Raw genomic sequence first — 25556 nt, 5'->3', positions numbered from 1 at the left:
TTTTGACCAAACTGCCGCGGCTTCACAGCCTTTCTCTTCAAATCAACCCGCCATATTATCATTTTTGCCCCATTTGGCAGGCGCAAATGCTACCCGAATTTTATGCCTTTGTGCTTTAAATGCGGTGTTTAAGGCTTGCAAAAAGAGCTTCGCAAAAATTTTGCAAGGCGCCTTTGTCATAATCAAAATAAAGGCTTGGTTCTATGAGTTCGACCTCGTTTATAAGGGCTTTTCCTTTGTGTGTGATGAAATCGATTCTTGCGTAAAGCGGCTTTTGCGGCATTTGCGCTAAAATTTGCCTTGCTGTGTCAAGGTAGCTTTTTTCCACGACTTCGCAGCGATGAATGCTTGCGCCAAATTGCGAATTTGCGCGAAACTCGCCACAAGCAACCTTTCGTGTGATAGCATAGTGAAATTTTGCGTTAAAAAACACAAGGCAAAGCTCGCCCTTGTCTGAAATCTCGCTCATAAATTCTTGCAAAACAAAGCCATTTTTAAAGAGTTTGTCCTTAAAAAGTGAGTTTAAATTTAGCCCATCAAGCCTAAAAACTCCGTTGCCACTTTGTGAGACAAGGGGCTTGATGATGGGATTTTGCCACATTTTTGCGCGTTTGAGTGCTTCGTCAATGGAATTTTGACTTAGGCGCACAAAAAGGCTTGGGACTATGTCAAAGCCTAAATTTTCTAACTCTTTAAGATAGAGTTTAGATAAATTCCAGCGCAAAAGGGGCAAGGGGTTGAAAACGGCAAGATTTAAACGCTTGATTTCGTCTAAAAAGCGTAAAAATTCATCATAATGCTGGCTATAATCCCACACCGCTAAGGGCAAAAGCACTGAATTTGAGCTTAAATTTTTTAAATCAAGCTCGCGCCAAGGGGCGATTTTTGCCTCGCATTCAACGCCCCTTTCAGCCCAAAATGCCTTTAAGTGCGCGCAAAGTCCTTGCAAGGCTGAGTTGCCCTGCGGGTAGTCCTTGCACGAAAGTATGATGAAATCATTCTTTGATTTGTGTGGCATACTTTTCAAGGCGACCCTTGTTTTCGCTAACTCTTTTTTCAAGTTTTGGCACGGCAGCTTTTGCTTTGGCTGCATTTGTCGCCTTGCCTACTTGGATAATGCCTAGCATATTCATCATCTTGTGCGGCGGGCATTCGTAGATATAAACGCCCTCTGTGTCAAATTTAAAAGTGGCTTTTTCATCTAGCTTGCTTTCAAATTTGCTTGCGCCCTCTGGGACAATCACGCTTTTAGCCCAGTGCGTTTTGTGTGTCGGCACAAAGGTAATGCTGTCGCCTTTTTGTATGTGAATGAAACCGGGTTCAAAGACCATAGTGCCTTCATCATTGACATCAAGCATTTTGACTTCGTAATCCTTTGCATAAGCAAAGGCACAAAGCAACGCTGTTGCTGACATAATCTTAACTATTTTTTTCATTTTTCCTCCTTTGTTAAGATATTTGTTTTAAGTGCTGATTTTGCCACGATGACGGGCTTGTTGCTCTCATCATAGAAAATATCGGCTTTGATTTTGTATAAATTTTCGATTAAATCTTTCGTTAAAACGCCCTTTGCCTCGCCTTGCGCCCAAATTTTGGCATCACTTAACACCACAAGTTCATCAGCAAACTGCGAAGCAAGCGATAAATCGTGCAAGATGATGACAGTGATGAGCTTTTCTTTGCGCGTGTATGAGCGCACGCATTCGAGCAAGACGCATTGATGGTGCATATCAAGTGCGCTTACAGGCTCATCAAGCAGCAAAATTTCAGGCGCTTTGATAAGCACGGAGGCAAAAAGCACCATTTGCCTTTGCCCGCCACTTAAATTTAAAATGTCTCTGCTGGCTAAATGCAAAATGCCAAGTTCTTCCATAAGGCTTAATGCCTGCGAAATTTGCGTGTCGCTCACATACATTCCAAGCTGGTCAATCAGCCCCAAAAGCACCACTTCAAGCGCGCTTAAACTCGCATCTACGCTACTATCTTGTGGCATATAGGCTATGCGTTTTTTCCACGCGAAATGATTTTTGAGACTTAACTCCATTTGCTTGTGCGCTATGCTGCCCTTAAAGGCTAAATCCCCAAACATTGCCGAGATGAGCGAGGTTTTGCCCGCTCCATTTGGACCAAGTATGGCATAAATTTTGCCCGCTTCAAATTCGCTGTTTATGGCATTTGCCACGCAAAGTTCATTGCGATAAATGCTTAAATTTTCAAGCCTTAACATACGCTTTTCCTTTTTGATAAAATTATCCAAAAGAAAAACGGCACACCGACAAAAGAAGTAACGATACCCACAGGAAAGAGTGCGCCGGGGATTATGATTTTAGAAAGCACTGAGGCTATGGACAAAAAGGCTGCACCGCAAAACATAGCACTTGGCAAGAAAAACCTTTGGTCTTCTCCAACAAGAGTGCGAGCGATATGCGGGGCGACAAGCCCGATAAAGCCGATAACGCCGACAAAAGAAATGGCTGTGGCTGTCATTATGGAGACGATAAGCAAGGTGCGAAAGCGCAAGGCGTTTAAATTCACGCCCATACTTTTTGCCCTTGCCTCACCAAGCCTTAAAGCCGTGAGCTTCCACGAGTCCTTTAAAAGCGAGGCGATACAAAGTGTGCTTACCGCAAAAATCACGGCTAAATTTATCCAATTTGCCTTTTGCAAAGACCCAAAAAGCCAAAACAAAATGAGCTGCGAAATTTCAGGGCTTGATAAAAACTGCACGAGCGAAAGTAGGCTTTGAAACAAAAACAAAAGCGCAATGCCTACTAGCACAAGTGTGGCTGAGCTAAAACGGCGCATAGCCGCAAAGGAAAAAAGCACCGCCGCGCTAAGCATAGTCATCACAAAAGCCCCAACAGGCACAGCAAAAAGCAAGGGCAAACCAAAGCTCCCAAAGGCTATGACAAGGCTTGCCCCAAAGCCAGCTGCTGCTGCAAGTCCCAAAGTATAAGGGCTTGCCATAGGATTGTTAAGTAGGGTTTGAATTTCAGCCCCACCCACGCCCAAAGCACCGCCAACCACTAACGCCATAAGCGCGATAGGCAAACGCAAATCAAAAACTATCGCCAAAGTCGTTTCATCGACACTTATGTCATCGAAAAAAGGGCTTAAAAGCGCGTCTAAAACTTCTCGTGGGGGCAAAAGCGATGGACCTGTGGCTATGTCAAAAATGAGCGAGACAAAAGCCACAGCCAAAAAGCTGATGATGATAACAAAGCGTTTAAATTCACGCTTTCTGTGTGCTTTGAGTGCGCTTTGAACTTGCTCGCTCATCATTTGTCCTTAATTTACTCAGCACGAATGCCAAAAGTGCCTTGTGGGATTATCGGCAGATATTTTTTGTGAAAATCCACATAGGTTTTAATCGGGTCAATGTCCTCAAACAAGTCAGGATACAAGGCTTTTGCAAGGTATTGTATCATACTTGCATCGGCTAGGTTGCGTGAAGCACCCATATAAAGCCCATAAAGGCGGTTTTGCCTAATGGCTGGGAGCGAATTCCACGCTGGGCGTTTTTTGTAAGCTGCTAGTCTTTTTAGGGCTTCTTTTTTGTCAATTCCTATGCCCATCACCATAGCTTCTTTGTTCTTTTTAAGCTCTGTTTCGCGCCCTGCTATCATTATAACCTCTGGCTTTGAAACGATGATTTGCTCGGGGTTTATCGGCGCCCATTGCGTTACAAATGGCGCTGCTATGTTTTCTCCGCCCGCTAAATCAATAAGCGAACCCCACATATCCTTGCCATAAGTAATGCCCGCTTCATTTGGTCCCTTGTTGCCAAATTCGATGTAAATTTTAGGCTTTTTGCGATTTGCCTTTGCTATGCGGCTTTGCACTTCATTTGCTATGCCTTCATACCATTTGGCAAGCTCTGCGGCTCTCTTTTTCTCGCCTGTGATTTCGCCTAAAAGTTTGGTTGAAAGCAAGTGTCTTTCAAGCGTTTCGCGGTTATAATCCAAAATGATTATAGGAATGTTCGCCTCAATGACAGGTTCAAGGTCAAATTCCAAAAGCTGCCACTGCCACGCCGCTAAAATCAGCAAATCAGGCTTTAAAGCAAGCACCTTTTCTACCGAAAAAGTGCCAACCTCAGCCTCGCCAAAGTCTGCAAGCTTGTTAAGACGAGGCACAGCCTTGCTATACACCTCCCAGCTTGCGGGTGTCCAGTCCGTCCAAACGGCTTTTGAAAAGCCTACGACATTGTCAAGTGCCTTTACACCGCCAACAGCGATGAAATCAGTATAGTAAAAGCCCAAAGCTATGCGTTTAGCGGGCAAATTTACCTTAACTTCGCGCCCCAAGACATCTTTGAGAACCTTTACCTCCGCAAAGGCTGAATTTGCGATGAATATCCCAAGCAGGATAAAGACTAATTTTGCTAAATTCTGTTTCATTGTTTCCTCCCTATAAAGAATTTGCAAACGAAATTTAATTATTTTTGATTTTAATTATTAAAAATAAAAATTTAGTAAAACTTTCTTAAAATAAAATTAAATATCAAAAAATTTATAAAAAATTTTTTATCAAAATCAAAACAAACACTTTTGCGATTAGTAAAAGTACTTAAATTTCGAGGCGAAGACTTGAAATTTTCCGCCGTTACTCGAAAAACCAAAACACAAACTGCAAAAACCAAATTTGGTTTTTGCAGTTTTAAGTTTTTGCAGTTTTGCGAAGTTAAACCTAAATTCGTTTAAATTTGCTCAAAATTCACGCTCAAACACAACTCAAAGGCAAAAATTTTAAGATGATTTGGGCGTTGTGTAAAAAATTTTGCAAGGATAGAGTGCTAGCGCATTTGGCGTGGCGGGCGCGGGGCGGTTGCGCGGTTGAGAGCTAGGCGGGCGCGGGTTGCTTTTAAATAATGCTTGGCGGGTGGGTTTTATAAAGGCGTGGCGAGTTTGGATTTTTGGCGCGTGGATTAAATTAAATTTTAAAATTTTGGTGTTTTGGCGGATAAAAATTTGCGTGGCGCGTGGGTTAAAATTTGGGTTAGTTTGTGGGGGTTGTAATAAAATTAAAATTTTAAAATTTTATTTTGGCTAAGAGTATGGTGGGCGTGGCTGAGAATTTGCGGGCGCGGATTGCTTTTAAATAACGGCGCTGCGGGCGCGCGGGCGCCAAACATTATTTCATAGCATAGAGCATTATTTCACAGCATAAAACATCATTTCACAGCATTAAAATATTATTTCACAGCATTAAAACATTATTTTATGGTGCTAATAAGATCTAGCACGCTTTTTTGGGCGCGTTGGTCGCGTATATCGACTTTAAAGAAAATTTTGGCAATTTTTAAATCCTTGCCGCTTCGCCAGCCGCGGTAATTTTGCCCCATGGCTAAAAATTGCAAGCGTTTTGGCTCTACTCCATTTGCGATTAGTTGATTTAGCACATTAAATCCGCGCTTGGCTGAAAGCTGGTAATTTTCAATATCATCTAAATGGTCATCAGCAAAGCCGCGAATTTCAACCGAAACAGAATTAGGCAGTTTTGCAGCTATCATAGAAACCGTGCGTAAAAATAATTTTATATCATCGCGATCAATGCTTGCGCTAGCATTATCAAATCTTATTTCGGTTGGTAAATCAAGCGCGATTTGATTTTCTGCTTGATCTAGGGCGATATTGTAGCGTTCATTGCGGCGATTGATTTTGATGGTTTGGCCATCTTGATTTTGCTGATTTAGTGCTGTGGCGGTGTTTGCGTTTTCTAATCTGCCTTGGCGGCCGCCTTCTTGCTTTTTGGTAGCACTACTACTATCTGGGAATTCAAAAATTTTAATCATCGCCGTAGTCATCGCATTTGCCTTTGCTTGATCTACATTTGAAATAGCCCAAAGCGCGATAAAAAGCGCCAAAAGCAAAGAAAGAAAGTCAGCATAAGGCACAGCCCATTTTTCACCAGCAGGACATTCTGGAGCTTTTTTCTTTTTAGCCATTTTACGCCTTTAATTTATTTTATTGTTTATTTAAACTGAGAAGTGCGAGGCTGTGATTTTTCAAGAAAATTAAATAATTTTGCCTCTAAATTTCGCGGGTTTGCGCCCTCAGCTATGCCCACAAGAGCTTCAATTATCAGCTCGCGCTCTTTAATTAAATCTTTTGCGTTATTCATTAGTTTATTGCCCCAAGGCCCAAAAAACGCATACGCGCCCATAATCCCAGTAACTGTCGCTGTAAATGCGCCCGCAATACCAGCTGCCATAGCTTGTGGATTATCAAGCAGTTGTAATGCTAGCATCAAGCCCATAACCGCTCCAACTAGCCCAAATGTAGGGCAGCTCTCGCCAGTTCGCAACCAAAAATGCGCGCACTCGTGGTAATAATTTTCTGTGGTTTCAAGCTCTAATTCTAAATTTTCGCGCACTTCATCGATTGGCTGACCATCTACTAGCATACTTAGGCCTGATTTTAAAAATTCATTTTCTACGCCTTGGGCTTTTTGCTCTAAGGCCAAAATGCCATCTTTTCTAGCTATTGTAGAATAGCTCACTAGCTCTTCGATGCGTTTATTTAAATCCACGCCAGCACCTTTAAAAACTATGCCAAGCTCTTTAAATGCTGGGCCTACATAGCGTTTGTTTGTAGCTGTCATTGAGGCCATCATAGCTGTTGGGATAACTATCAAAAACGAGCTTAAATGAATAACATGAATTGGGTTACCGCCTTCTAAAATATCGCCTACTGAAATACTAGTAATAGAAAGCACCATACCAAGAATAGTAGCTAAATCCATAGTTTTGCCTTATTGTTTGTGATAAAATCTTGCAATTATGCCAAAATTTTGATGAAACTAAGCAAAAGCTATACCTAAACATAAAATTTGGCAGAAAATTAAGCATTTAAGCGAAGTTATAAGCATTTTGGCTATAATCGCGGCCAAATTTTAATAAGGCAAAACATGGATATTTTGCAAACCGCAAAAGATGTGCTAGCTCTTGAAGCAAGCGAATTAAAACGCCACGAAAATATGCTAAATGCGAGTTTTGTCAAGGCTTGCGAAGAGATTTTTCACACAAAGGGCAAGCTAATAGTAACAGGCGTAGGCAAAAGCGGCCATATAGGCGCAAAAATCGCCGCAACCCTAGCAAGCACAGGCACGCCAAGCTTTTTTTTACATCCCACAGAAGCAATGCATGGCGATCTTGGTATGATAAGCCAAAATGATAGCGTGCTTGCTATTAGTTTTAGTGGCCAAAGCAGCGAGCTTTTAGCCATTATGCCACACATTAGGCGCCGTGGAATTAAAATAATTTCTATGGCAAAATCATCTAGCACCCTAGCGACTCTAAGCGATGTAAATATCAGCCTTGATATATTAAAAGAAGCTTGCCCGCTAGGTGCTGCGCCTACTGTTTCTACTACTTTAAGCCTAGCTCTTGGCGATGCGCTGTGTGTGTGCTTGATGAAAATGCGAAATTTTACATCAAATGATTTTGCGTCTTTTCATCCTGGTGGCACGCTTGGTAAAAGGCTGTATTTAAAATTAAGCGACATTATGCGAGTAAAAAATTTGCCCTTAGTTAGCCAAGATGCGAGCTTGCGCGAGACCATAAATGCGATAAGCGAGGGTAAATTAGGCACGGCTTTATTAGTTGATGATACTGGCGCGCTAAAAGCTGTGCTAAGTGATGGGGATTTGCGCAGAGCCATGCAAAGTGCGGATTTTAGCTTAGACGCTAAGGCTTTAAAGTATGCAAATACCAAGCCAAAAACGCTAGATGATGATGAAATTTTAGCTTATGACGCGCTTAAAATGATAGAGCAGTATAAAATACAAATTTTAATCATCACAAAGGCTAAAAAAGTAGCGGGAGTGGTGCATATCCACGATTTAACCACGCTTGGGCTTTGATAAATTTTAAAATTTAGAGTTTGGCGATTTATAAATTTTAAAATTTCTAGCTTGGGCGATTTATAAATTTTAAAATTTTAATTTACAGGGCAAAAAATGCGGATAAATCAATACATTTCACACAATACCGGCCATTCTAGGCGCGAGGCCGATGAATTAATAAAAGCTGGCAAAGTGCGTGTAAATGGGCGCGTGCTAGAAAACTTAGGCTATGATGTGCGCAAAAATGATAAAGTAAGTATCAATTCGCGCGCGGTGCGTGTAAAAAATGATTATAGCGTGATTGTGTATCATAAGCCAAAGGGCGAGTTAGTAAGCAAAAGCGATGCGCGCGGGCGCAGGCTGATTTATGATAGCTTGCCAAATGGCTTTAAGCATTTTATTCCTGTTGGGCGTTTGGATTATGCAAGTAGTGGGCTTTTGCTACTAACTGATGCGCCAAAAATCGCCACAGCATTAAGTGGGAGCGATTTAGAAAGAGAATATTATTTAAAGGTAAAAGGTAGCGTAAGCGATGAAGTAAAAGAGGCCATGAGAACGGGGCTAAGCCTAAAAGATGCCACAAAAGGCGCGCACGCAAAAACGCGCATAAAATCTATGGATTTTGCGCCTTTTGTTGCTTTTGGCATAGTTAGCCAAAGTGGCGGATATACGCGTCTGCGCGTGATTATCAATGAAGGCAAAAATAGAGAATTAAGGCGCTTTTTTGGGCATTTTGATTTAGAGGTTATGGATTTAAAAAGAGTGGCTTTTGGAGCGGTTAGCCTTGATACGCTAAAAGAGGGCAAATGGCGGTATTTTGGGGCTGGCGAGTATGATAGATTGCGCGATTTTTTGGCTAATTTAGAGCCTAAAAAAAGCATAAAAGCTTTAAATGAAAAAGAAAATTTACCTAAAAATCCTAAATCCAACGAGCCAAAAAACGCGCAAAAAATTTCACGCTCAGCAAAAAATGAAAATTCTATAAATTCTAAATCAAATCCGGCTTTTTCTAAAAAAGCTACAAATTTTAAAAAACATTCAAGCAAACCCAAATAAAACGCAACGCATTCGCTACCAAAACCCTAAAAAATGAATTTTAAAATTTTTAGTTAAAAAATATTTATTATAAATTTATCGATTTTGAGATAATATTTCGACCAAAATTATCTTAAATAAGGCAAACAATGAATAGAGTGTATTTAGATAACAACGCAACCACTATGTTGGATCCAGAAGCATTGGAGCTAATGTTGCCATTTTTACAAGATCAATACGGCAATCCAAATTCCTTGCATTTTTTTGGCTCACAAACTCACGGCGCATTAAAAACTGCCATCGATCAGCTCTACGCTGGCATAAACGCAAGAGATAATGACGATATAGTAATAACTAGCTGTGCTACTGAGAGCAATAACTGGGTGCTAAAAGGCATATATTTTGATAAAATTTTAAATAAAGAAAAAAACAGAATAATAATTTCTGGTGTAGAACATCCTGCCGTTTTTGCTACGGCTAGTTTTTTACAAAGCCTTGGGGTTGAGGTAAGTATTTTAAATGTAAATAGCGATGCGAGCTTGAACCCAAAAAGTTTAAAAGATTTAATGGGCGATGATGTAGCCCTTGTTAGCATAATGAGCGCAAACAACGAAACAGGCGTGATTTTCCCTATAAATGAGCTTTGCGAAATAGCCCACGAATACGGCGCGCTTTTTCACACTGATGCGGTTCAATCCATAGGCAAAATCCCTGTAAATGTGCAAGTTAGCGGGGTGGATTTTTTAAGTTTTAGCGCGCATAAATTTCACGGCCCAAAGGGCGTTGGCGGGCTTTTCATTAAAGATGGAGCAAGTCTTACGCCATTACTTCATGGAGGCGAGCAAATGGGCGGGAGACGCTCAGGCACGCTAAATGTCGCTGGTATCGTTGGTATGGGTAAGGCGATGGAAAATGCTGTGAAATTTTTAAGCGTTGAAAAAACGCATGTGGAAAGATTAAGAAATAAACTTGAAGACGCGCTTTTAACAATTAGTGATGTTTATGTGGTTGGCGATAGGGCCAAACGCGTGCCAAATACGATTTTAGCGTCAATTCGCGGGGTTGAAGGCGAGGCTATGCTTTGGGATTTAAATCAAGCAGGCATTGCAGCTAGCACTGGCTCAGCCTGTGCTAGTGAAAGCTTAGAGAGCAATCCAATAATGCAAGCAATAGGCGCGGATTCAGAGCTGGCTCACACTGCCCTAAGGCTTTCTTTATCGCGTTTTAATACAGAAGCAGAAATTGATTACGCCATAGAAAAAATAAAGGCCGCCGTGGATAGATTAAGGGCGATTTCTAGTTCGTTTGCGTATGCGCCAAATGGCCATGAAAGCGGACTTTAAAATTTTAAAAAGGACAAAAAATGCTTTATCCAATTTTACTTATCATTCATTTAACTTGCGCGATTATATTTTTAGGCTATATTTTTTGCGATGTGGTGCTTTTAAATCTTGTAAGAAAGCACCTTGGCGATGAATGGGCCGATAAAACCTGGTCTGTGGTAATGCCACGCGGGCGCAAAATTATGCCTGTGGCCTTGCTTTTGTTGGTAATTACGGGCTTTGGTATGATTACTAATTACATAAGCTTTAAAGATGCTACATTTTTTGCTAATTCTCTTAGCACGCTTCTTAGCATTAAAATGTTTTTGGGGCTTTTGATTTTTGTGCTTGCTTTTACTTCGATTGCTGTGTGGAAAATTAAGAAAAAAGAAATTTTTTATGCTAAATACTTACACCAAATAGTGCTAATCTTAGGCGCAATAATCATAATCTTAGCAAAACTTGCTTTTTATATTTAAGGAGAAAAAATGGCAAAAGGCAATTTAATAAACAAAAATATATGGGCTGAGTATTCTAAAAAGGTTCAAGATTCTATGAATAATCCCAAAAATATGGGCGAAATAACCAGTGAGCAAGCAGAGGCGATGGGTTGTAAATTAATCGTGGCGGATTTTGGCGCGGAGTCTTGCGGGGACGCGGTGCGTTTATACTGGGCGGTTGATCCAAATAGCGATATTATTAAAGATGCGAAATTTAAAAGTTTTGGCTGCGGCACTGCGATCGCAAGTAGTGATTATATGGCTGAGCTTTGCCGTGGCAAAAAGGTAGAAGATGCCGTAAAAATCACAAACTTAGATGTAGAGCGCGCTATGCGTGATGAGCCAGACACGCCAGCTGTGCCACCACAAAAAATGCATTGTTCGGTGATGGCTTATGATGTGATTAAACGCGCAGCAAGCCAGTATTTAGGCGTGGATCCTGAGCATTTTGAGGATCAAATAATCGTTTGTGAATGCGCTAGGGTAAGCCTTGGGACGATTAAAGATGTGATTAGAATAAATAATTTAACCACGGTTGAGCAAATAACCGAATACACAAAAGCTGGCGCATTTTGTAAATCCTGTATTAAGCCCGGTGGGCATGAAAAAAGAGAGTATTATTTGGTGGATATTTTGGCTGAAACCAGAGCGCAAATGGAGGCCGAACATCTTGGCAAAATAGCCGATGCAAAAATTAGCGGCGCGGATTTTGGCGATGATTTAAGCTTTGATGAGCTTACGATGGTAAAGCAATTAAAAGCCATTGAGGCCGTGATTGACGAGCAAATCCGCCCTATGTTAAATTTTGATGGCGGGGATTTAGAGATTTTGGATATACAAAAATCAAATGATGGCAAAATCGATGTTTATATACGCTATATGGGTGCTTGTGGGGGTTGCGCGCATAGCTCTGGTGGCACGCTTTATGCCATCGAAAGCGTGCTAAACGAAACCCTAAGCCCAAATATCCGCGTAATGCCAGTGTGATGGATTTTGCTAATTTTGCTTAAAATTCTTAGCGTAGATTTTGCTTTTATTTAAAATTTATTTAGTTTAAAATCTACGCAAATTTTTAATATTTTTAAATATTTTTACTATTTTAAATTCTGCACGGGTTTTAAAATTTTAAAATTTTGATTATTTTTTAATATTTCAAATTCTAATATCGATTTAAAATTTTAAAATTTATTTTTATTTTTTACTATTTTAAATTATGTACGGATTTTAAAATATTAAAATTTTTTAATATTTTTACACGCATATTTCAAATCTTGTTTTTTAAAATTTGCTTTTAGTATTTTAAGATTTTAATTATTTTTTGACTATTTTAAATTCTGTACGGATTTTTAAAATTTTAAAATTTTGATTATTTTTTTGTGCGGTTCTTTTAAAAATTTCTTATTATTTTTTTACTATTTTAAATTCAGCACGGATTTTTTAAATGTTGAAATTTCGTGTTTATTTTAGATTTTAAATTTATGATTTTGCGTTTTTTTATTTAATGCTTTATAGCGTGCTTTTTTATTTGCGTTCGCCCGCCCGTTACACTCTCAGGCATACGGCACGCGTTTTTTGTTTGCACCCATTCGTGCGCCTGTTTTGCGCCTATGCGCTAAACCCGCTTACTCACAATGCGTTTTTTTGTGTGTGTTTTGCTTTTTTTATTTTAAATTTTGCGCGGATTTTGAAAAAGATTTTTGAGATTTAAAATTTAAAGAATAAAAATAAAAACCCCGTTAAATTTTGAAATTTAACGGGGTGAAATTTAATTCAAATAAATATTTAAAATTTTAATTAAATTAGATTAGAATTGTATGCCACCCGAGCCACCGACTTGGATGTCGCATGTGGTGTTGCTAAGTTCAGTCTTATCGCTTTGTCCGCACATTGCTAATATACCCGGCAATTTTGTAAGCTGTTTGCATACGGCATCGTCTTTTGTAAAAGTTAGTTTCAATTGCACTTTACTTGATTGTTGATTGCCAGTAGTGTTCCCAGGTAATGTTACGCTAACACATTCTACAGTGCCTTTTACTTTAAGCTTGCCATCTTTAGTTAGTGCGTTTGTAATCTTGGTAAAATCGCTTGTAACACCGTTAAAATTACCCTTCGCCGTATAATAAGCCGTAATATCACTCACTGCCGTAGTAAGATTTGTCGCCGCCTTTGCCACCTCTGCATCATCTCTGGTAGCTGCTAGTCTTGGAATCGCCACTGACGCCAAAACACCTAAAATTACGATAACGAAAATTAGCTCAATCATAGTAAAGCCTTTTTTCATAAGAACTCCTTTTGTTGATTTTCTAAACAAACGGCAGCCACAATGATTGAGATTTTTTGGAGTAAGCCACCGTCTGCTTAGTGCCTGCTTCAAGCAAGCGCAAGAATTATAGGGGGGGGGGTTAAACTAAGCTTAAATTACATAAAGTTTTTTAAAAAAAAATTTCAATTTTTTAAAAAATTTTTAATAAATTTCTTTAAAATTTGGTAAATGTTTTATAAATTTTAATAGCTTTTGGGATTAAAATTTTCTAAATTTTAATAATTTTTAAAATTTACTTTGAAATTTTAAGTAAGGTTTTGATTTTTGTAGTAGAATGCGCTTTTATTTAAGATTAAAGCCAAATGATGAATTATTCGTTTTTAAATGAGCCGTTTATAGCCTTGCTTAGCTATGATAGCCCAAATGATGATATTATAATCCCCATAAATAAAGCAAGTGATTATGGTATAAAATTTAAGCTAAATGCAAAAAATTCTAAAAATATCGAGCATTTTATACAAAAATATCCGCTTGAATTTAAAGATTATAAGGCGCGCTTTGATAAGGTTAGACAATACCAAAAAAACGGCCACAGCTATCTTTTAAATCTTTGCTTTGCTAGTAAGATTAAAACTAATTTAAACCTTGATGAAATTTATTCTCACGCAAAAGGCGCTGCGGTTATTTACAAAAAAGATGATTTTGTGTGCTTTACGCCTGAGCCTTTTGTGGTGATAAAAGATGGATTTATCCATACTTATCCTATGAAAGGCACGATAGATGCGAGCGTAGCAAATGCTAAGGCTAAACTTTTAAACAACCAAAAAGAATTTAGCGAATCAGCGATGATGGTTGATTTGATGCGAAATGATTTGGGGCGGGTTTGCGAGCGGGTTTGGGTGGAGCGGTTTAGGTATATTCAAAAAGTGGGAAATTTATACCAAACTAGCTCGCAAATTAGCGGGAAATTAAGGCAAAATCTTAGCTTGGGCGAAATTTTTAGCGCGCTTTTGCCAGCTGGGAGCATAACAGGCACGCCAAAAATCGAAACAATGCGCATAATAAAAGAATGCGAAAAATGTGAGCGTGGCTTTTATACAGGCGTTTTTATACATTTTGATGGCAAGGTTTGTAAAAGCTATGTTTTGATTAGATTTATCAAGCAAAGGGCTGATGGATTGTATTTTTATAGCGGTGGAGGCATAACGCTGATGAGCGATGTAAAAAGTGAATATAATGAACTCATACAAAAAATCTATTTTCCTTTTTGAAACAATTAAAATTTGCGATGGTATCGCGCAAAACTTGGATTTTCATATTTTAAGGGCTAAGAGTTTTACAAAGGGCGCGCTTGGTTTTGATTTTGGGCAAATTTTAAATTGTAAGCAAAAAGGGATTTTTAGAGCAAAGGTGATTTATAGCGAAGATGGCGAGTTTGTGGGCGTGGAGTATTTTCCTTATGAAATGCGCAAGTTTTACGAGTTTAAATTAGTAGAGATAAATTTTGATTATTCTAAAAAATATTTAAATAGAAGCCAGATTGAGCGCGCTAAAAACGGATTTAGCGAGATTATAATGCTTAAAAACTCTCTCATAACTGATACTAGTATCGCAAATCTAGCTATTTTTGATGGCAAAAAATGGCTAACGCCCAAAACTCCGCTTTTAAACGGCACAACGCGGGCAAGATTGCTTGAAAGTGGATTTTTAAGCCAAGAAGATATAAATGTAACAATGCTTTTAAGGGCCAAAAAACTTGGCATAATGAACGCAATGATGGGTTTTGTCGAGCTTGGGGAGTTTAAAATTTATTAAAATTTGCTTTTGCTTTAAAGGTCTTTGATAAAATTTATAAATAAATATGAAGGCTTTGTTAAAATGCTGAGTGTTTAATTAAAAAAAATATAGAAAATTTTTATTTTTACATTACAATATATTATAAATTATTAAGCGATATTATCATATTATATCAACATAAATTAAGGCATAATTGTTATGAGTAAATACGAAAAGTTACTAAAAGAGATAGAAAATAACCCAACAAATGTAAGATTTGAGATTTTAGAAAAGATTTTACTTAAAAATGGTTTTATTTTGCAAGGTATAAACGGCTCACATTACAATTATGCAAAATACGACTGCCAAATAACACTGCCAAAGCATAAACCTATGAAAATATACTATGTAAAAATGGTCTTAAAAGCTATAAAATAAAGGAAGAAAGATGAAAGATTTAGAGTATTATTTAAATTTGCCCTATAAAATAGAGATAGAAAAAATCCCTGAAAATGACGGTGGTGGCTACTGTGCTATGATGCCTGAATTTAAAGGCACGGCTTTATTTTGGGGTGATGGCAAGAGCGAAGTAGAAGCTTTAAAAGATTTAAAACTAGCGTTTAAATCGGCTCTAACCGGGCTGATTGAAAGTGGCAAAAAAATCCCCGAGCCAAAGGCAAAAACCGATAAAACAAAAAGTATTGCCATAACGCTAAAACAAAGCGTAATAGATAGAATAGACCGCCATGCAAAAGAGCTTGGCATTTCACGCTCGGCTTTGATTTTTAAGGGAATGGATAGTTATTTAAATAATGTTATGAAAGCGTGATAAAGTGCTGTGCGTGGCACTTAAAGCACTAATAATAAAGCCTCTTATGATAGATAAAAGGTTTATAAAAGCGCACAAAATTTTTTAAAAGTTATGCCATTATGTGATGAAATTTTAATTTATGATAATACCAAACAGTATGAATTAATCGTAAAAATAACAAATTAGATATTAGCTTTACAAAAAAATGTCGCTTGGGTTGATAATTTAAATAAAATCAAAATTTCTCTAATAATAAATTTAATTTTTATTAAATAGATGATTAAAAAGGGCTAAATTATTTGGGCTAAATTTTAAAATTTATATGCCTTCGTTTTTGATGATTGCGATGGCTTTGCGAAGATCTTTGATTTTTTGGCTTTTGTTGGCGTCTGTGCTGGCTAAAATTTCAGCGATTTTGCGCTCAAAATACAACATTAATAAGCGATTTATAGCGCGCTTAAAATCGCTAAAATCGTATTGCTCTAAACTTTCATCCATTTTTAAAGCGCGAATTAGCTCGTTATTTTCATCGTTTGGGTTATTTATCACTGCGTTAAAATGCTCGCTTTCTTGGCCAAACATCGCCGCAATTAGCTTGGTTTTAGCGTAATTTAAAAGATTTTCATCTAAGAGCATATTTTTTAAAATGCTAAGTTTTAGGGTGTCTTTTGTGCTTTGGGGCAAATGCGCGTTTTTATAAGGATTTTGGGTTAAAATTTGAGTGTTTGGGGTGAAATTTGCGCGCTGGTTTTTAAATGCTTGATTATTATTTTGAGCTAGGTTTAATTTAGTAATATCAATGCCAAGCAAGCTGCTAACCAATGGCTCATAAAAGCCGATTATTTCAGGGCGTAAATTACGCGTAAATGCCCTAACAGCCTCTAATGCTAATAATTTTTCATTTGGGCTATTTAGTGGCATATTTTTTATAGTTTTTCTTATATAAAACTCCACTAATTCAACCCCGCCACTATAAAGCGTTTTTAATTCATTAGCTTTGCCGCTAGCTACTAGCTCGGCTGGATCTTTGCCGCCATTTATTAGCACTGCGCGCCCATCTATGCCATTTAAGGCTAAAAGCCCAGCGCTTTTAAAAGCGGCATTTTCGCCAGCCGTGTCGCTATCAAAACTTAAAATTACTTTAATATTTTCTTTTTTAATTAGCGGTAAATGTTTAGGCGTTAATGCGGTGCCAAGCACGGCCACTGCGTTAGTAAAGCCAGCCAAATGCAACATAATACAATCCATATAACCCTCGCAAATAATCATTTCTTTGCGTTTGAAAATTTCATTTTTGGCTTTATCGTAGCCGTATAAAATGCGTGATTTGTCAAAAATTTCACTTTGTGGGCTATTTACATATTTGGCCAGATGTCCGCTAATCGTGCGCCCGCCAAAACCTACTAGCGTGCCAATATGATTATAAATAGGAAAACTGATGCGCTCGATAAAGCTAGCATAATAACCTTTTTGGTTTTGTTTAATTGCGCCAGCTTTTAGAGCAAGCGAGGGCGCGATATTTGCATTTTGTAAGCAAGCTATGCTTTTAGCACTGCTCCCAGCCCAACCTAGCTCAAAACGCTCAATCATCGCATCATTTATCCCGCGCTCTTTTAGGTATTTTAACGCGCGCGCTCCATCTTGGCTAAAAAGAGCTAGTTTGTAGCTAGCATTTAGTTCATTTAGCACATTTGCTGCGCTTTTGTAATCTTTTGTATTGTCGTTTTTGCTGTATTCTAAGCTGATATTATACATATCGGCGATTTTTTCAACTGCGCTGGCAAAGTCTATATTTTCAATCTCCATTATAAACTTAAAAATATTACCGCCAGCTCCGCAAGCAAAGCAATGATAAAGCCCTTTATCGCTACTTACATGCATAGACGGCGAGCGGTCATCGTGAAATGGGCAAAGCCCAACATAACTATGGACGCCATTTTTTTTAAGTGGCACATAGCTTGATATTAAATCGCTTATATCTATGCTGGCGGCTAGATTGTCAATAGAACTTCTTTTTATCACGGCAAGCTTTCTTTAAAATTTTAAAGCCTAAATCATACGAAAACTTTGCTATAATTTTGCTTAGAAGCTAATCACAAAAAGGGGCGCAAAGTATGGAATTAACGCATATAAACGAAAAAAACTTACCTAAAATGGTTGATGTAGGGCTAAAAGAAATAACTCAGCGCACAGCAATTGCAAGCGGGGTTATAAAAATGAGCCAAAAAGCTTATGAGCTAGGATTAAGCGGGGAGGGCAAAAAGGGCGCGATTATGCAAACAGCCGTAATTAGCGCGATTATGGCGGCAAAAAATACAAGCAAAAGCATAGCGATGGCGCACCAAATTTTAATAACTAGCGTAGATGTTGATATCACACCTTTAAACCAATTGCCAGGATTTAAATTAAAGGTTGTTGTAAAAAGCCAGGGTAAAACGGGAGTTGAGATGGAGGCCTTGCATGCTGTAAGCGTGGGGCTTTTAAATATTTATGATATGCTAAAAGCAGTAGATAAAGCTATGCTAATTAGCGATATTTTCTTAGAGCAAAAAAATGGCGGAAAAAGTGGCGATATTTATAATGATTTAGAGCAAATAAAGGCTAGCAAATGAAAGATATTTCGTGTTTTGGAGAGCCTAAGATACATTATCCGTGTATGTGGGAGTATAAGGCTTTTGTTAGTGTGGATTGTGATGAAAAGGCCTTTTTTAATGAGCTTTTAAGCCCGCACCAATATAAATTAAAATTATCTAAGCAAAATGCCAAATACAAGTGTTTTAATATAATGTTATTAGTAAATAATCAAGCCCATAGACTTGAAATTTTTGAGATATTAAAAAGCAAATGCGCTTTTGTGCTTTGAAATTTTAATTAAAATTTTAATTCAAGCGGAAAAATTACCAAGTATTTACTGAGTGAATTTATAATTTCGCATCAGTTTTCTTCTCCCCTATAACCTAGTGGATGAGCGCTATACCAGCCAATACCCGCTAGGAAATTTTAAAATTTGCTTTTTACTCTATACCGCAAAACTACTTTTAAAATTTGGCCTATTTTTCATTAAATAAAGATATTAAAATTTACTTTTTGGTATAAGTTCGGTAAATACTCGGTAACAAATTTCATAAAATTCAGTCAAATTTAAGTTTAAAGCCTTTACAATGCGCTCTACAATTTTCTAAAAGGAGAAGAAAATGAAACTATTTAAGATGAGTTTGGCCGCTGTTGTGGCTTTAGGTGCTCTTTCAAGCGTGGCAAGTGCTACTCCACTTGAAGAAGCTATTAAAGATGTAGATGTAAGTGGTTTTGGTCGCTATCGCTATGACAGCACAAACACAGAAAATACAACAAAAAATGCAACTACTAATCAAGAAACAAAAACAAAAAATAGTGATGCTTTCCATAGATTTACATTAGATGCAAATTTCAAAGCTGCACTAGATGATAACTTCTTTAGCGTTGTAGGCGTTCGCTATGATGCACGCGACATTTCTGGTGATCACAGAAATGTAAATGTAGGTTCAAATGTTAATGGTTTCCGCCAAGGCGTTAATTCTGGCTCTCATGGTTGGGGTGGCTCAAATGGTGAGTCATTCTCAGTTCGCCAATACTATGTAGGCTATCAAGTAGATGCTCTTACTCTACTAGCTGGTCGCCAACCACTTGGTACATATTTTACAGATGATATGCTAGGTACAGGTATTAAAGCTGTATATAGTGGTGTAGATGGTATGACTTTTGCAGCTTTGGCAATGGACGATTTAGAAGATGATGGCGATATCGGTTCAAGCGGTTTAGGCCAAATAGTAGGTCTTAAAAAAGGTGGTACCGGCGGTTATACTTACCAACAAAATCTATATGGCGTAGCAGCTCTTGGTGATTTTGATATGGTAAATGTTCAACTTTGGGGCGCTTACTTAGAAAATGTAACTTTCTTATATGCATTAGATCTAGGTCTTAACTATGATATAAGCGATGATTTTAATGTTCATGGTAAAGCTAATCTTGCTTATACAGCACTTAAAGGTGGCTTTAAAGATGATGTATTTGCAGGAGTTAAAGGCGCAAAAGCTGATAAAACAATGTTCTGGGGTCTAACAGCAGGTTTAAGCGCTTCTGGCTTTGATTTTGATGCAGGTTATTTAAAATTTGGTAAAGATGATAGATATGGTCTTTCATCATTTGAAGATAATGGCGGTTTCATCGTAGCTGGTGAAGATTTGCTAGATTACACCTTATATAATGGTGAAAACAAATATTGGTTTGTAACAGCTAAATACACAATGGATCAATATTCAGTTGGTGCTGATTATGTTCAAGGTGATGTAAAATACGAAGGCGCACAATCAAAAGATAAAAACAAAGAAATCGTAGGTCGCCTTGGCTATAAATACAATGAAAAACTAGACTTCACAAGCTATTATAGCTGGGTTGAAAATAAAAAAGATAATGTAAAAGATAAATCTCATCACTTCCGTTTTGAAGCTCGCTATAACTTCTAATTTGCTTAATGCAAAGTTAAGTTAAGCTTTTGGGTCAAGGCTTTTTAGCTTTGACCCTTTTTTTGTTTAAAATAAGCATATTTTTATACTCTCTTAAAAATTCTTTTAGTATAATCTTAAAATTTTTTACTTTAAAAGGGCTTAGGTATGAAAGGGCTTATATTTGCGCTGTTTTTTGCTTTTAGTTATTTGATGGCTAATGATACGAACTCTTACATTTTAGATGCCGATGGCGAGTTTGGCAAAGAGCTACAAGAGCTAGTAAAAAAGCACTCAAAAGACAATAATATAAGCGTAAATATCTATAAAGCACAGCCTGACGAAGTAGATAAACGCTTAATAAACATAGGCATAAATCCTAATCAAAATTTTAATCTTGCTCGCGGCCAAGAGCTTTATAAAAGACAATGCGCGCATTGCCACGGCAATAAAGGCGAAAAAAAGCCTTTTGGCTCATCGCGCAAATTAAGCAAATTAAGTGCTAAACAAATAGTTGATATTGTCGGTAATTACGCCGATGATGCATCTTATGGCGGCAAAAATAAACAGCTAATGCGCCCAGCAGCAATGCGCGTAAGCCATAGAGATTTGGGCGATATAGTGGCTTATTTAAAAGGCGAAAATGCGCTAATATTCACAAACAAAGGCAACGCGCCAATATCTACAAAACCAACAAAACAAGGCGTTTATATAGAATAAATCCCAAAAGAAAGGTAAAAAATGAAAAGTTTTCATAAGGTAATCTCTGCTTTTAGTATGGCAGCTATTCTAGCTAGCGCAAATGCCGCTGAGATTAAAATAGGCGTGATTATGCCAATTACTGGTGCTGTGGCAGCATACGGCCAAACCGCATGGGCTGGCATCGAAATAGCCAATAAAATATCTCCAACCCTAAAAAATGGCGATACAATAAAGCTTGTTTTAATCGACAATAAAGGCGATAAAGTAGAAACGGCAAATGCCGCTACAAGGCTAATTACAGAAGATAAAGTAAGCGCGCTAATAGGTGCGATGGTTACAGCAAATACCCAACAAGTCTTACAAATAGCAGAAGAAAAAAGAGTGCCAGTAGTAGCCCCAGCAGCCACGGCTGATAAATTGCTAGATCGCGCAAAATTTGGCGCGCGCGTAACCTTTATGGATTCATTTCAAGGCACAACTTTTGCAAAATTTGCTATTAAAAATGAATTAAAAAGTGCCGTGATTGTAACAGATCAAAGCACTTCGTATTCTTTGGGGCTTGCAAGAGCGTTTAAAAAAGAGTTTGAAAAATCAGGTGGCAAGGTGCTTAATGAGCTAAAAATAAGCAGTGGCGATAAAGATTTTAAGGCGATAGTCTCTCAAATAGCTAGTTTAAATCCGGCTATTGTTTATGTGCCGGTTTATCACCCAGAAGCTAGCTTGCTAGTGCGCCAAGCCCGCCAAATAGGCGTAAAAGCGGTATTTGGCTCAGGTGATGGAGTATCAAATGATACTTTTTTACAACTAGCTGGGGACGCAAGCAATGGCTATCTTTATACTGATGTTTTTGATAGTGCCAATCCTCCAACGCAAGTAAGCAAGGATTTTATTGCTGAGTATTCAAAAAGCAAAAAAGGTGCTGATATACCAGGTTTTACAGCGCTTGGAGCGGATTCGTATTTGTTATTACTTGATGCGATGAATCGCTGTGATAATCCAAGCGATCCTATTTGTATAAATCAAAAAATCAAAAACACACAAAAATTTGAGGGCGTTTCAGGCTATATAAATATCGATAAAAAGGGCAATGCCGTGCGCTCAGTCGTTATAAAAGAAATCAAAAACGGCAAGGTTACTTATAAAGATACTGTAAATCCTTAATTAAAATTTGGCTAAATTTTGAGCGTTATTTTTTAAAAGTTATAAAATTTCGCTCTTAATTTAGCTGGCTTACTAGACTTGGGCTATTTTTTTGAAATTTTAAAATTCAATTTTTTAATGCTTTTTAGATAAAAAATGAATGATAAAATAAAATTTTCATTTTAAAAATAAATTAGCAAAACAAAAAATATTAAAATTTAGTGTAGTTTAAACAAGTTATTTTATAATGCCAAGTTTTTGAAATTTTAATATTCAAGATCTCAAAAAAAATAAAGGCAAAAAATGAAAAAAATATTTTTGTGTGTGCTGGCTGTGATGATGGCTGTGCGAGTGTGTGCGCTAGAATTAGAGCAGATTAAGCCCCAACTTAGCAAGGATTTAAACACCGCACTTGAAATACTAGCGCGCAATGCGAGCATAGAGCAAAAATCAAATGAACTTTTTAAGCTTTTTGATGTATATTTTGATTATAAACTAATGAGCGCGCTTGCGCTTGGCAAGATTTATAAAAGCCTAGATAATGCGCAAAAGGCGCAATTTCAAGAAAAATTTAAAGAAAGATTAAAATTTTCACTAAGTGAAAAATTATCTTTTTACACTGATGAAAAAATCACCATCACAGGCGATGAACGCCCAAATGAAAAGCGTTATTTTCTACACACGCAAATCACAAATCAAAATGGCGAGGCTTATAAATTAAGCTTTAAATTTCATCGAAATGGCCAAAATGATTATTTGGTGTATGATGTGGATATTTTAGGCGTTAGTTTAATCCAAACATATAAAGCGCAATTTGAGGATTTAGGGCTAAGGGCTGATTTTAATACTATTTTATCGCGTTTAAATGCCATGAACGAGCTAGACAAAAAAGAGCCAAAACCCACAAACAATAAATGAAAATTTTAAATAAAAGCCTAAAAAACATCGCTAGGGGCATAGTAGCTTATCCTAAAAGTGTGCTTGTTTTTTGCTTGATTTTTTGTGCTTTGCTTAGCATTAATATCTCAAAGCTTGAAATAGACGCATCAACGCAAACCTTACTACTTGAAAACGATAAAGACTTGCTAATTTTTAAAGAAGTAAGCAAGCGTTATGAGATGCCAAATTTTTTAGTTTTGGCTTATACTCCAAATATGGATTTATTGAGCCAGCCAAGTTTAAAATTTCTTAGCCAAATTAGCAAGGATTTAGAGCAAATAAAGGGCGTAAAAAGCGTGCTAAGTTTGCTAAATGCGCCATTGCTTCAAAATAAACCATTAAATATAAGCCAGCTTTTAGAGCATATCCCAAACTTACAAGATGATGGTATTGATTTAGCGCGCGCTAGGGCTGAGTTTTTAAACTCGCCCTTATATCGCGCAAATTTAGTGAGTTTGGATTTTAAAACCACTAGCATAATTATATATTTAGAACCAAACGACAAATACGAAGCCTACATAAAAGAGCGCGACCTTTTAAAGCAAAAAATAAAAGATGGCAAAGCCAGCGATGATGAAAAAATCAAGCTCAAAGCCTTAGAGCGTGAGTTTAAAGAATACAGAGATGCCCTAAGGCTTAGCGAACATGAAAGCCTAAAAGCAATTCGCGCCATAATAGCCAAATATAACGGCATAAGCTTTAATAGCGAGCAAAACTCCACTTCAAGCTCAAATTTTAAAGCAAATGAAATTTTAAATGCTCCATCTAAGCAAAACACGCTTATTCCACAGCTATTCCTAGGCGGTATGAATATGATAGCTGATGATATGATTGGTTTTGTCAAGGCTGATTTAGTGGTGTATTCGTTTGCGGCTGCCTTGCTTGCGATGGCTTGTTTGTGGCTTTTTTATAAGCAAATGCGTTTTGTGATTTTGCCGATTTTTATTTGCGCGCTTAGTCTTTTAACGGCTAGTGGGCTTTTTGGCTTGCTTGGTTTTGAAATTACTGTAATTAGCTCAAACTACACCGCGCTAGCTATTATTATTACGCTATCTGTGGTGATTCATCTTATAAATGCTTATAGAGAATTTGCTATAAATAAAACTTGGTTAAATCAAGCTCAGCTAGTTTATCTTACGCTGATTTCACGCTTTAAGCCTTGCTTTTTTGCGGTTTTTACCACGGTTATTGGCTTTATTTCGCTAATGCTTGCTGATATTCGCCCTGTGGCTATGCTTGGGGTTATGATGAGTGTGGCAATTTGTATATCTTTGGTGCTGGCTTTTTTGCTTTTTGGTGCGATTATGTGCTTGCTTAATAAAAAAGCGCCAAAAATGAGTTTTGAGAGGCATTTTAGTCTTACGAAATATTGTGCTAATATCGTTATTTCAAGCATTGGGCGAAAATATATTTATTTGCTTTCTTTGATTGTTTTTTGTTTTGGGGTGCTTGGAATTTTGCGCCTTGAGGTAGAAAATAGCTTTATTGGCTATTTTAAGCAAAATACCGATATTTATCGCGGTATGAAAATAATTGACACAGAGCTTGGTGGCACCGTGCCACTTGATATTGTTATAAATTTTAAAGATAACGCCAAGCCATCAACAAGCGATGATGATGAATTGGCTAGTTTTGAAAATGAGTTTAGCCAAAACACCAACGATCCAAAATACTGGTTTAGCGCGCACAAAATGGCTGTTATTAAAAAAGTAGATGAGTTTTTAAAAAAGCGTGAGTTTGTAGGCTCTGTAAGCTCGCTTAATACGCTCTTAGAGCTTGGCAAGGATTTAAATGGCGGGCGGAGTTTGGATTCTTTGGCATTAGCACTTTTGTATAATGGCTTAAATGACGAGCAGCGCGCGCTTTTATTAACGCCATATGTAAATATAGAAAATAATGAAGCCCATTTTAGCATTCGCACCATCGATAGTGATGAAAAGCTAAAAAGAGATGAGTTTTTGCGCTCATTAGAAGCTGATCTTAATAAATTGCTAGCAAATGACGGCGTAAGCGTGCAAGTAAGCGGGGTAATGCGTTTATACAATAATATGCTAGGCTCGCTTGTAAGCTCACAAACTGATACGCTAATTTTTGTGGTTATAGCCTTATTTCTTACCTTTTTAGTGCTTTTTAGATCTTTTAAATTATCGCTAATAGCTATTATTTCAAATATCGTGCCACTTTGCGGGGTTTTTGGTCTGATGGGGCTTGCTGGGATAAGTTTGGATATTATGAGCATTACAATTGCTGCAATTAGCCTAGGTATCGGCGTTGATGATATTATTCATTATATTCACCGCTATAAAATCGAGCTGGTGCGCCTAAGAAGGCGCGCTTTAAGCACTAATCTTTGCCATAACGCCATCATAAACTCTCACGCAAGCATCGGCTATGCTATGTATTATACGAGCTTTACGGTGTTTTTGGGTTTTGGCGTGATGATGAGTAGTAATTTTTGGCCTACGATTTATTTTGGCTTTTTAACTGATTTGGTTATGTTTTTAATGCTTGCATCAGCCTTGCTTTTAATGCCAGCAATGTTGGTTTCTTTTTTTAAATTAAAATTTTAAAAATTTTAAAATTTTGGTTTTTTAAAATTAAAATTTTAAAATCAATGCTTTTTTTAAATTAACATTTTAAAATTTCGACTTGGTTTGAAAATATACAAGCAAAACGCAGGAAATATGATTAAGGCGAAATTTCAAGCATTTTGCTAGGATAAAAGCTTACTTGCTAGGCTAA

Annotated in this window: 24 protein-coding genes and 1 pseudogene; 16 read left to right on the top strand and 9 right to left on the bottom strand. The window is 37.4% G+C overall.

What is annotated here, in order from left to right:
* Positions 1–115 precede the first annotated feature (115 nt).
* The 7 genes from CINF_RS07345 to motA form a co-directional block, all read right to left on the bottom strand.
* Positions 116–1018, bottom strand: coding sequence for an ATP-grasp domain-containing protein (locus CINF_RS07345; RefSeq protein WP_240156176.1), 903 nt, complete (start codon positions 1016–1018; stop codon positions 116–118).
* Positions 996–1436 (bottom strand): pseudoazurin, encoded by a 441-nt coding sequence (locus CINF_RS07340; protein ID WP_179975062.1) that lies wholly within the window; start codon positions 1434–1436, stop codon positions 996–998. The genes CINF_RS07345 and CINF_RS07340 overlap by 23 nt, the downstream gene beginning before the upstream one ends.
* On the bottom strand, positions 1433–2227 hold the full coding sequence (locus tag CINF_RS07335) for an ABC transporter ATP-binding protein (RefSeq protein WP_179975061.1): 795 nt from the start codon (positions 2225–2227) through the stop codon (positions 1433–1435). Before CINF_RS07335 ends, CINF_RS07340 begins: the two co-directional genes overlap by 4 nt.
* Complete coding sequence (locus tag CINF_RS07330) at positions 2221–3279, bottom strand: FecCD family ABC transporter permease (RefSeq protein ID WP_179975060.1); 1059 nt, start codon at positions 3277–3279, stop codon at positions 2221–2223. The genes CINF_RS07335 and CINF_RS07330 overlap by 7 nt, the downstream gene beginning before the upstream one ends.
* Before the next feature lie 14 nt (positions 3280–3293).
* On the bottom strand, positions 3294–4400 hold the full coding sequence (locus CINF_RS07325; protein ID WP_179975059.1) for an ABC transporter substrate-binding protein: 1107 nt from the start codon (positions 4398–4400) through the stop codon (positions 3294–3296).
* A gap of 815 nt (positions 4401–5215) precedes the next feature.
* Positions 5216–5947 carry a flagellar motor protein MotB gene (gene motB, locus CINF_RS07320; RefSeq protein WP_179975058.1) on the bottom strand — a complete coding sequence of 244 codons (732 nt, stop codon included), beginning with the start codon at positions 5945–5947 and terminating at the stop codon, positions 5216–5218.
* Positions 5948–5973: 26 nt separating this feature from the next.
* A complete protein-coding gene (gene motA / locus CINF_RS07315; RefSeq protein WP_178696217.1) occupies positions 5974–6744 on the bottom strand; it encodes a flagellar motor stator protein MotA in 771 nt (256 codons plus the stop codon).
* Positions 6745–6909: 165 nt separating this feature from the next.
* On the opposite strand from motA, the gene CINF_RS07310 reads away from it, so the two are divergent.
* From CINF_RS07310 to CINF_RS07290, 5 genes and pseudogenes are all read left to right on the top strand, one after another.
* Positions 6910–7863, top strand: coding sequence for a KpsF/GutQ family sugar-phosphate isomerase (locus tag CINF_RS07310; RefSeq protein WP_179975057.1), 954 nt, complete (start codon positions 6910–6912; stop codon positions 7861–7863).
* A gap of 96 nt (positions 7864–7959) precedes the next feature.
* Positions 7960–8700 (top strand): annotated as a pseudogene (locus CINF_RS07305) (pseudouridine synthase); the annotation flags it as partial.
* A 329-nt stretch (positions 8701–9029) separates the two neighbouring features.
* Entirely contained in the window at positions 9030–10223 is a 1194-nt protein-coding gene (locus tag CINF_RS07300; RefSeq protein WP_178696211.1) for a NifS family cysteine desulfurase, read from the top strand.
* Positions 10224–10243: 20 nt separating this feature from the next.
* The gene (locus CINF_RS07295; protein ID WP_179975055.1) at positions 10244–10681 is read left to right on the top strand and encodes a copper resistance protein CopD; all 438 of its coding nucleotides are present in this window, start codon (positions 10244–10246) and stop codon (positions 10679–10681) included.
* Between the two features lie 9 nt (positions 10682–10690).
* Entirely contained in the window at positions 10691–11689 is a 999-nt protein-coding gene (locus CINF_RS07290; RefSeq protein WP_179975054.1) for an iron-sulfur cluster assembly scaffold protein, read from the top strand.
* An 817-nt stretch (positions 11690–12506) separates the two neighbouring features.
* Here the strand turns inward: CINF_RS07290 and CINF_RS09025 are convergent.
* Positions 12507–12983, bottom strand: coding sequence for a type II secretion system protein (locus tag CINF_RS09025; RefSeq protein ID WP_240156113.1), 477 nt, complete (start codon positions 12981–12983; stop codon positions 12507–12509).
* A 347-nt stretch (positions 12984–13330) separates the two neighbouring features.
* On the opposite strand from CINF_RS09025, the gene CINF_RS07280 reads away from it, so the two are divergent.
* The 4 genes from CINF_RS07280 (at position 13331) to CINF_RS07265 (ending at position 15570) form a co-directional block, all read left to right on the top strand.
* On the top strand, positions 13331–14236 hold the full coding sequence (locus CINF_RS07280; RefSeq protein ID WP_240156112.1) for an aminodeoxychorismate synthase component I: 906 nt from the start codon (positions 13331–13333) through the stop codon (positions 14234–14236).
* Positions 14202–14780: an aminotransferase class IV gene (locus CINF_RS07275; protein ID WP_179975052.1), complete on the top strand. Its 579-nt coding sequence runs from the start codon at positions 14202–14204 to the stop codon at positions 14778–14780. Before CINF_RS07280 ends, CINF_RS07275 begins: the two co-directional genes overlap by 35 nt.
* 180 nt (positions 14781–14960) lie before the next feature.
* Positions 14961–15179, top strand: coding sequence for a type II toxin-antitoxin system HicA family toxin (locus tag CINF_RS07270; protein WP_179975051.1), 219 nt, complete (start codon positions 14961–14963; stop codon positions 15177–15179).
* Between the two features lie 10 nt (positions 15180–15189).
* The gene (locus CINF_RS07265) at positions 15190–15570 is read left to right on the top strand and encodes a type II toxin-antitoxin system HicB family antitoxin (RefSeq protein ID WP_178697398.1); all 381 of its coding nucleotides are present in this window, start codon (positions 15190–15192) and stop codon (positions 15568–15570) included.
* A gap of 300 nt (positions 15571–15870) precedes the next feature.
* On the opposite strand, the gene dnaG is transcribed toward CINF_RS07265, so the two are convergent.
* Positions 15871–17574, bottom strand: a complete 1704-nt coding sequence (dnaG, locus tag CINF_RS07260; protein ID WP_179975050.1) for a DNA primase — start codon at positions 17572–17574, stop codon at positions 15871–15873.
* Positions 17575–17666: 92 nt separating this feature from the next.
* Between dnaG and moaC the strand changes: the two genes are divergently transcribed.
* From moaC to CINF_RS07225, 7 genes are all read left to right on the top strand, one after another.
* Complete coding sequence (gene moaC, locus CINF_RS07255) at positions 17667–18164, top strand: cyclic pyranopterin monophosphate synthase MoaC (RefSeq protein WP_179975049.1); 498 nt, start codon at positions 17667–17669, stop codon at positions 18162–18164.
* Complete coding sequence (locus CINF_RS07250; RefSeq protein WP_179975048.1) at positions 18161–18415, top strand: HP0495 family protein; 255 nt, start codon at positions 18161–18163, stop codon at positions 18413–18415. Before moaC ends, CINF_RS07250 begins: the two co-directional genes overlap by 4 nt.
* A 331-nt stretch (positions 18416–18746) precedes the next feature.
* A complete protein-coding gene (locus tag CINF_RS07245) occupies positions 18747–20054 on the top strand; it encodes a major outer membrane protein (protein WP_179975047.1) in 1308 nt (435 codons plus the stop codon).
* Between the two features lie 147 nt (positions 20055–20201).
* Entirely contained in the window at positions 20202–20753 is a 552-nt protein-coding gene (locus CINF_RS07240; RefSeq protein ID WP_179975046.1) for a c-type cytochrome, read from the top strand.
* 21 nt (positions 20754–20774) lie between these two features.
* Positions 20775–21896: an ABC transporter substrate-binding protein gene (locus tag CINF_RS07235; protein WP_179975045.1), complete on the top strand. Its 1122-nt coding sequence runs from the start codon at positions 20775–20777 to the stop codon at positions 21894–21896.
* Between the two features lie 282 nt (positions 21897–22178).
* Positions 22179–22793, top strand: coding sequence for a Tgt2/MlaC family protein (locus tag CINF_RS07230; RefSeq protein ID WP_178697387.1), 615 nt, complete (start codon positions 22179–22181; stop codon positions 22791–22793).
* A complete protein-coding gene (locus CINF_RS07225; RefSeq protein ID WP_179975044.1) occupies positions 22790–25384 on the top strand; it encodes an efflux RND transporter permease subunit in 2595 nt (864 codons plus the stop codon). The genes CINF_RS07230 and CINF_RS07225 overlap by 4 nt, the downstream gene beginning before the upstream one ends.
* Positions 25385–25556 lie beyond the last annotated feature (172 nt).

It is taken from the genome of Candidatus Campylobacter infans (genome assembly GCF_013416015.1).
In the GTDB taxonomy this organism is placed as follows: Bacteria; Campylobacterota; Campylobacteria; order Campylobacterales; family Campylobacteraceae; genus Campylobacter; species Campylobacter infans.
Note: the sequence above shows the minus strand (reverse complement) of the source record. Positions and strands in the feature narration are given on the sequence as shown.

What these genes read in the sequence shown, in the direction of transcription:
- CINF_RS07345 (WP_240156176.1), bottom strand. Translation starts at nt 1,018, where the DNA reads ATGCCACACAAATCAAAGAATGATTTCATCATACTTTCGTGCAAGGAC.
- CINF_RS07340 (WP_179975062.1), bottom strand. Translation starts at nt 1,436, where the DNA reads ATGAAAAAAATAGTTAAGATTATGTCAGCAACAGCGTTGCTTTGTGCC.
- CINF_RS07335 (WP_179975061.1), bottom strand. Translation starts at nt 2,227, where the DNA reads ATGTTAAGGCTTGAAAATTTAAGCATTTATCGCAATGAACTTTGCGTG.
- CINF_RS07330 (WP_179975060.1), bottom strand. Translation starts at nt 3,279, where the DNA reads ATGAGCGAGCAAGTTCAAAGCGCACTCAAAGCACACAGAAAGCGTGAA.
- CINF_RS07325 (WP_179975059.1), bottom strand. Translation starts at nt 4,400, where the DNA reads ATGAAACAGAATTTAGCAAAATTAGTCTTTATCCTGCTTGGGATATTC.
- motB (WP_179975058.1), bottom strand. Translation starts at nt 5,947, where the DNA reads ATGGCTAAAAAGAAAAAAGCTCCAGAATGTCCTGCTGGTGAAAAATGG.
- motA (WP_178696217.1), bottom strand. Translation starts at nt 6,744, where the DNA reads ATGGATTTAGCTACTATTCTTGGTATGGTGCTTTCTATTACTAGTATT.
- CINF_RS07310 (WP_179975057.1), top strand. Translation starts at nt 6,910, where the DNA reads ATGGATATTTTGCAAACCGCAAAAGATGTGCTAGCTCTTGAAGCAAGC.
- CINF_RS07300 (WP_178696211.1), top strand. Translation starts at nt 9,030, where the DNA reads ATGAATAGAGTGTATTTAGATAACAACGCAACCACTATGTTGGATCCA.
- CINF_RS07295 (WP_179975055.1), top strand. Translation starts at nt 10,244, where the DNA reads ATGCTTTATCCAATTTTACTTATCATTCATTTAACTTGCGCGATTATA.
- CINF_RS07290 (WP_179975054.1), top strand. Translation starts at nt 10,691, where the DNA reads ATGGCAAAAGGCAATTTAATAAACAAAAATATATGGGCTGAGTATTCT.
- CINF_RS09025 (WP_240156113.1), bottom strand. Translation starts at nt 12,983, where the DNA reads ATGAAAAAAGGCTTTACTATGATTGAGCTAATTTTCGTTATCGTAATT.
- CINF_RS07280 (WP_240156112.1), top strand. Translation starts at nt 13,331, where the DNA reads ATGAATTATTCGTTTTTAAATGAGCCGTTTATAGCCTTGCTTAGCTAT.
- CINF_RS07275 (WP_179975052.1), top strand. Translation starts at nt 14,202, where the DNA reads ATGAACTCATACAAAAAATCTATTTTCCTTTTTGAAACAATTAAAATT.
- CINF_RS07270 (WP_179975051.1), top strand. Translation starts at nt 14,961, where the DNA reads ATGAGTAAATACGAAAAGTTACTAAAAGAGATAGAAAATAACCCAACA.
- CINF_RS07265 (WP_178697398.1), top strand. Translation starts at nt 15,190, where the DNA reads ATGAAAGATTTAGAGTATTATTTAAATTTGCCCTATAAAATAGAGATA.
- moaC (WP_179975049.1), top strand. Translation starts at nt 17,667, where the DNA reads ATGGAATTAACGCATATAAACGAAAAAAACTTACCTAAAATGGTTGAT.
- CINF_RS07250 (WP_179975048.1), top strand. Translation starts at nt 18,161, where the DNA reads ATGAAAGATATTTCGTGTTTTGGAGAGCCTAAGATACATTATCCGTGT.
- CINF_RS07245 (WP_179975047.1), top strand. Translation starts at nt 18,747, where the DNA reads ATGAAACTATTTAAGATGAGTTTGGCCGCTGTTGTGGCTTTAGGTGCT.
- CINF_RS07240 (WP_179975046.1), top strand. Translation starts at nt 20,202, where the DNA reads ATGAAAGGGCTTATATTTGCGCTGTTTTTTGCTTTTAGTTATTTGATG.
- CINF_RS07235 (WP_179975045.1), top strand. Translation starts at nt 20,775, where the DNA reads ATGAAAAGTTTTCATAAGGTAATCTCTGCTTTTAGTATGGCAGCTATT.
- CINF_RS07230 (WP_178697387.1), top strand. Translation starts at nt 22,179, where the DNA reads ATGAAAAAAATATTTTTGTGTGTGCTGGCTGTGATGATGGCTGTGCGA.
- CINF_RS07225 (WP_179975044.1), top strand. Translation starts at nt 22,790, where the DNA reads ATGAAAATTTTAAATAAAAGCCTAAAAAACATCGCTAGGGGCATAGTA.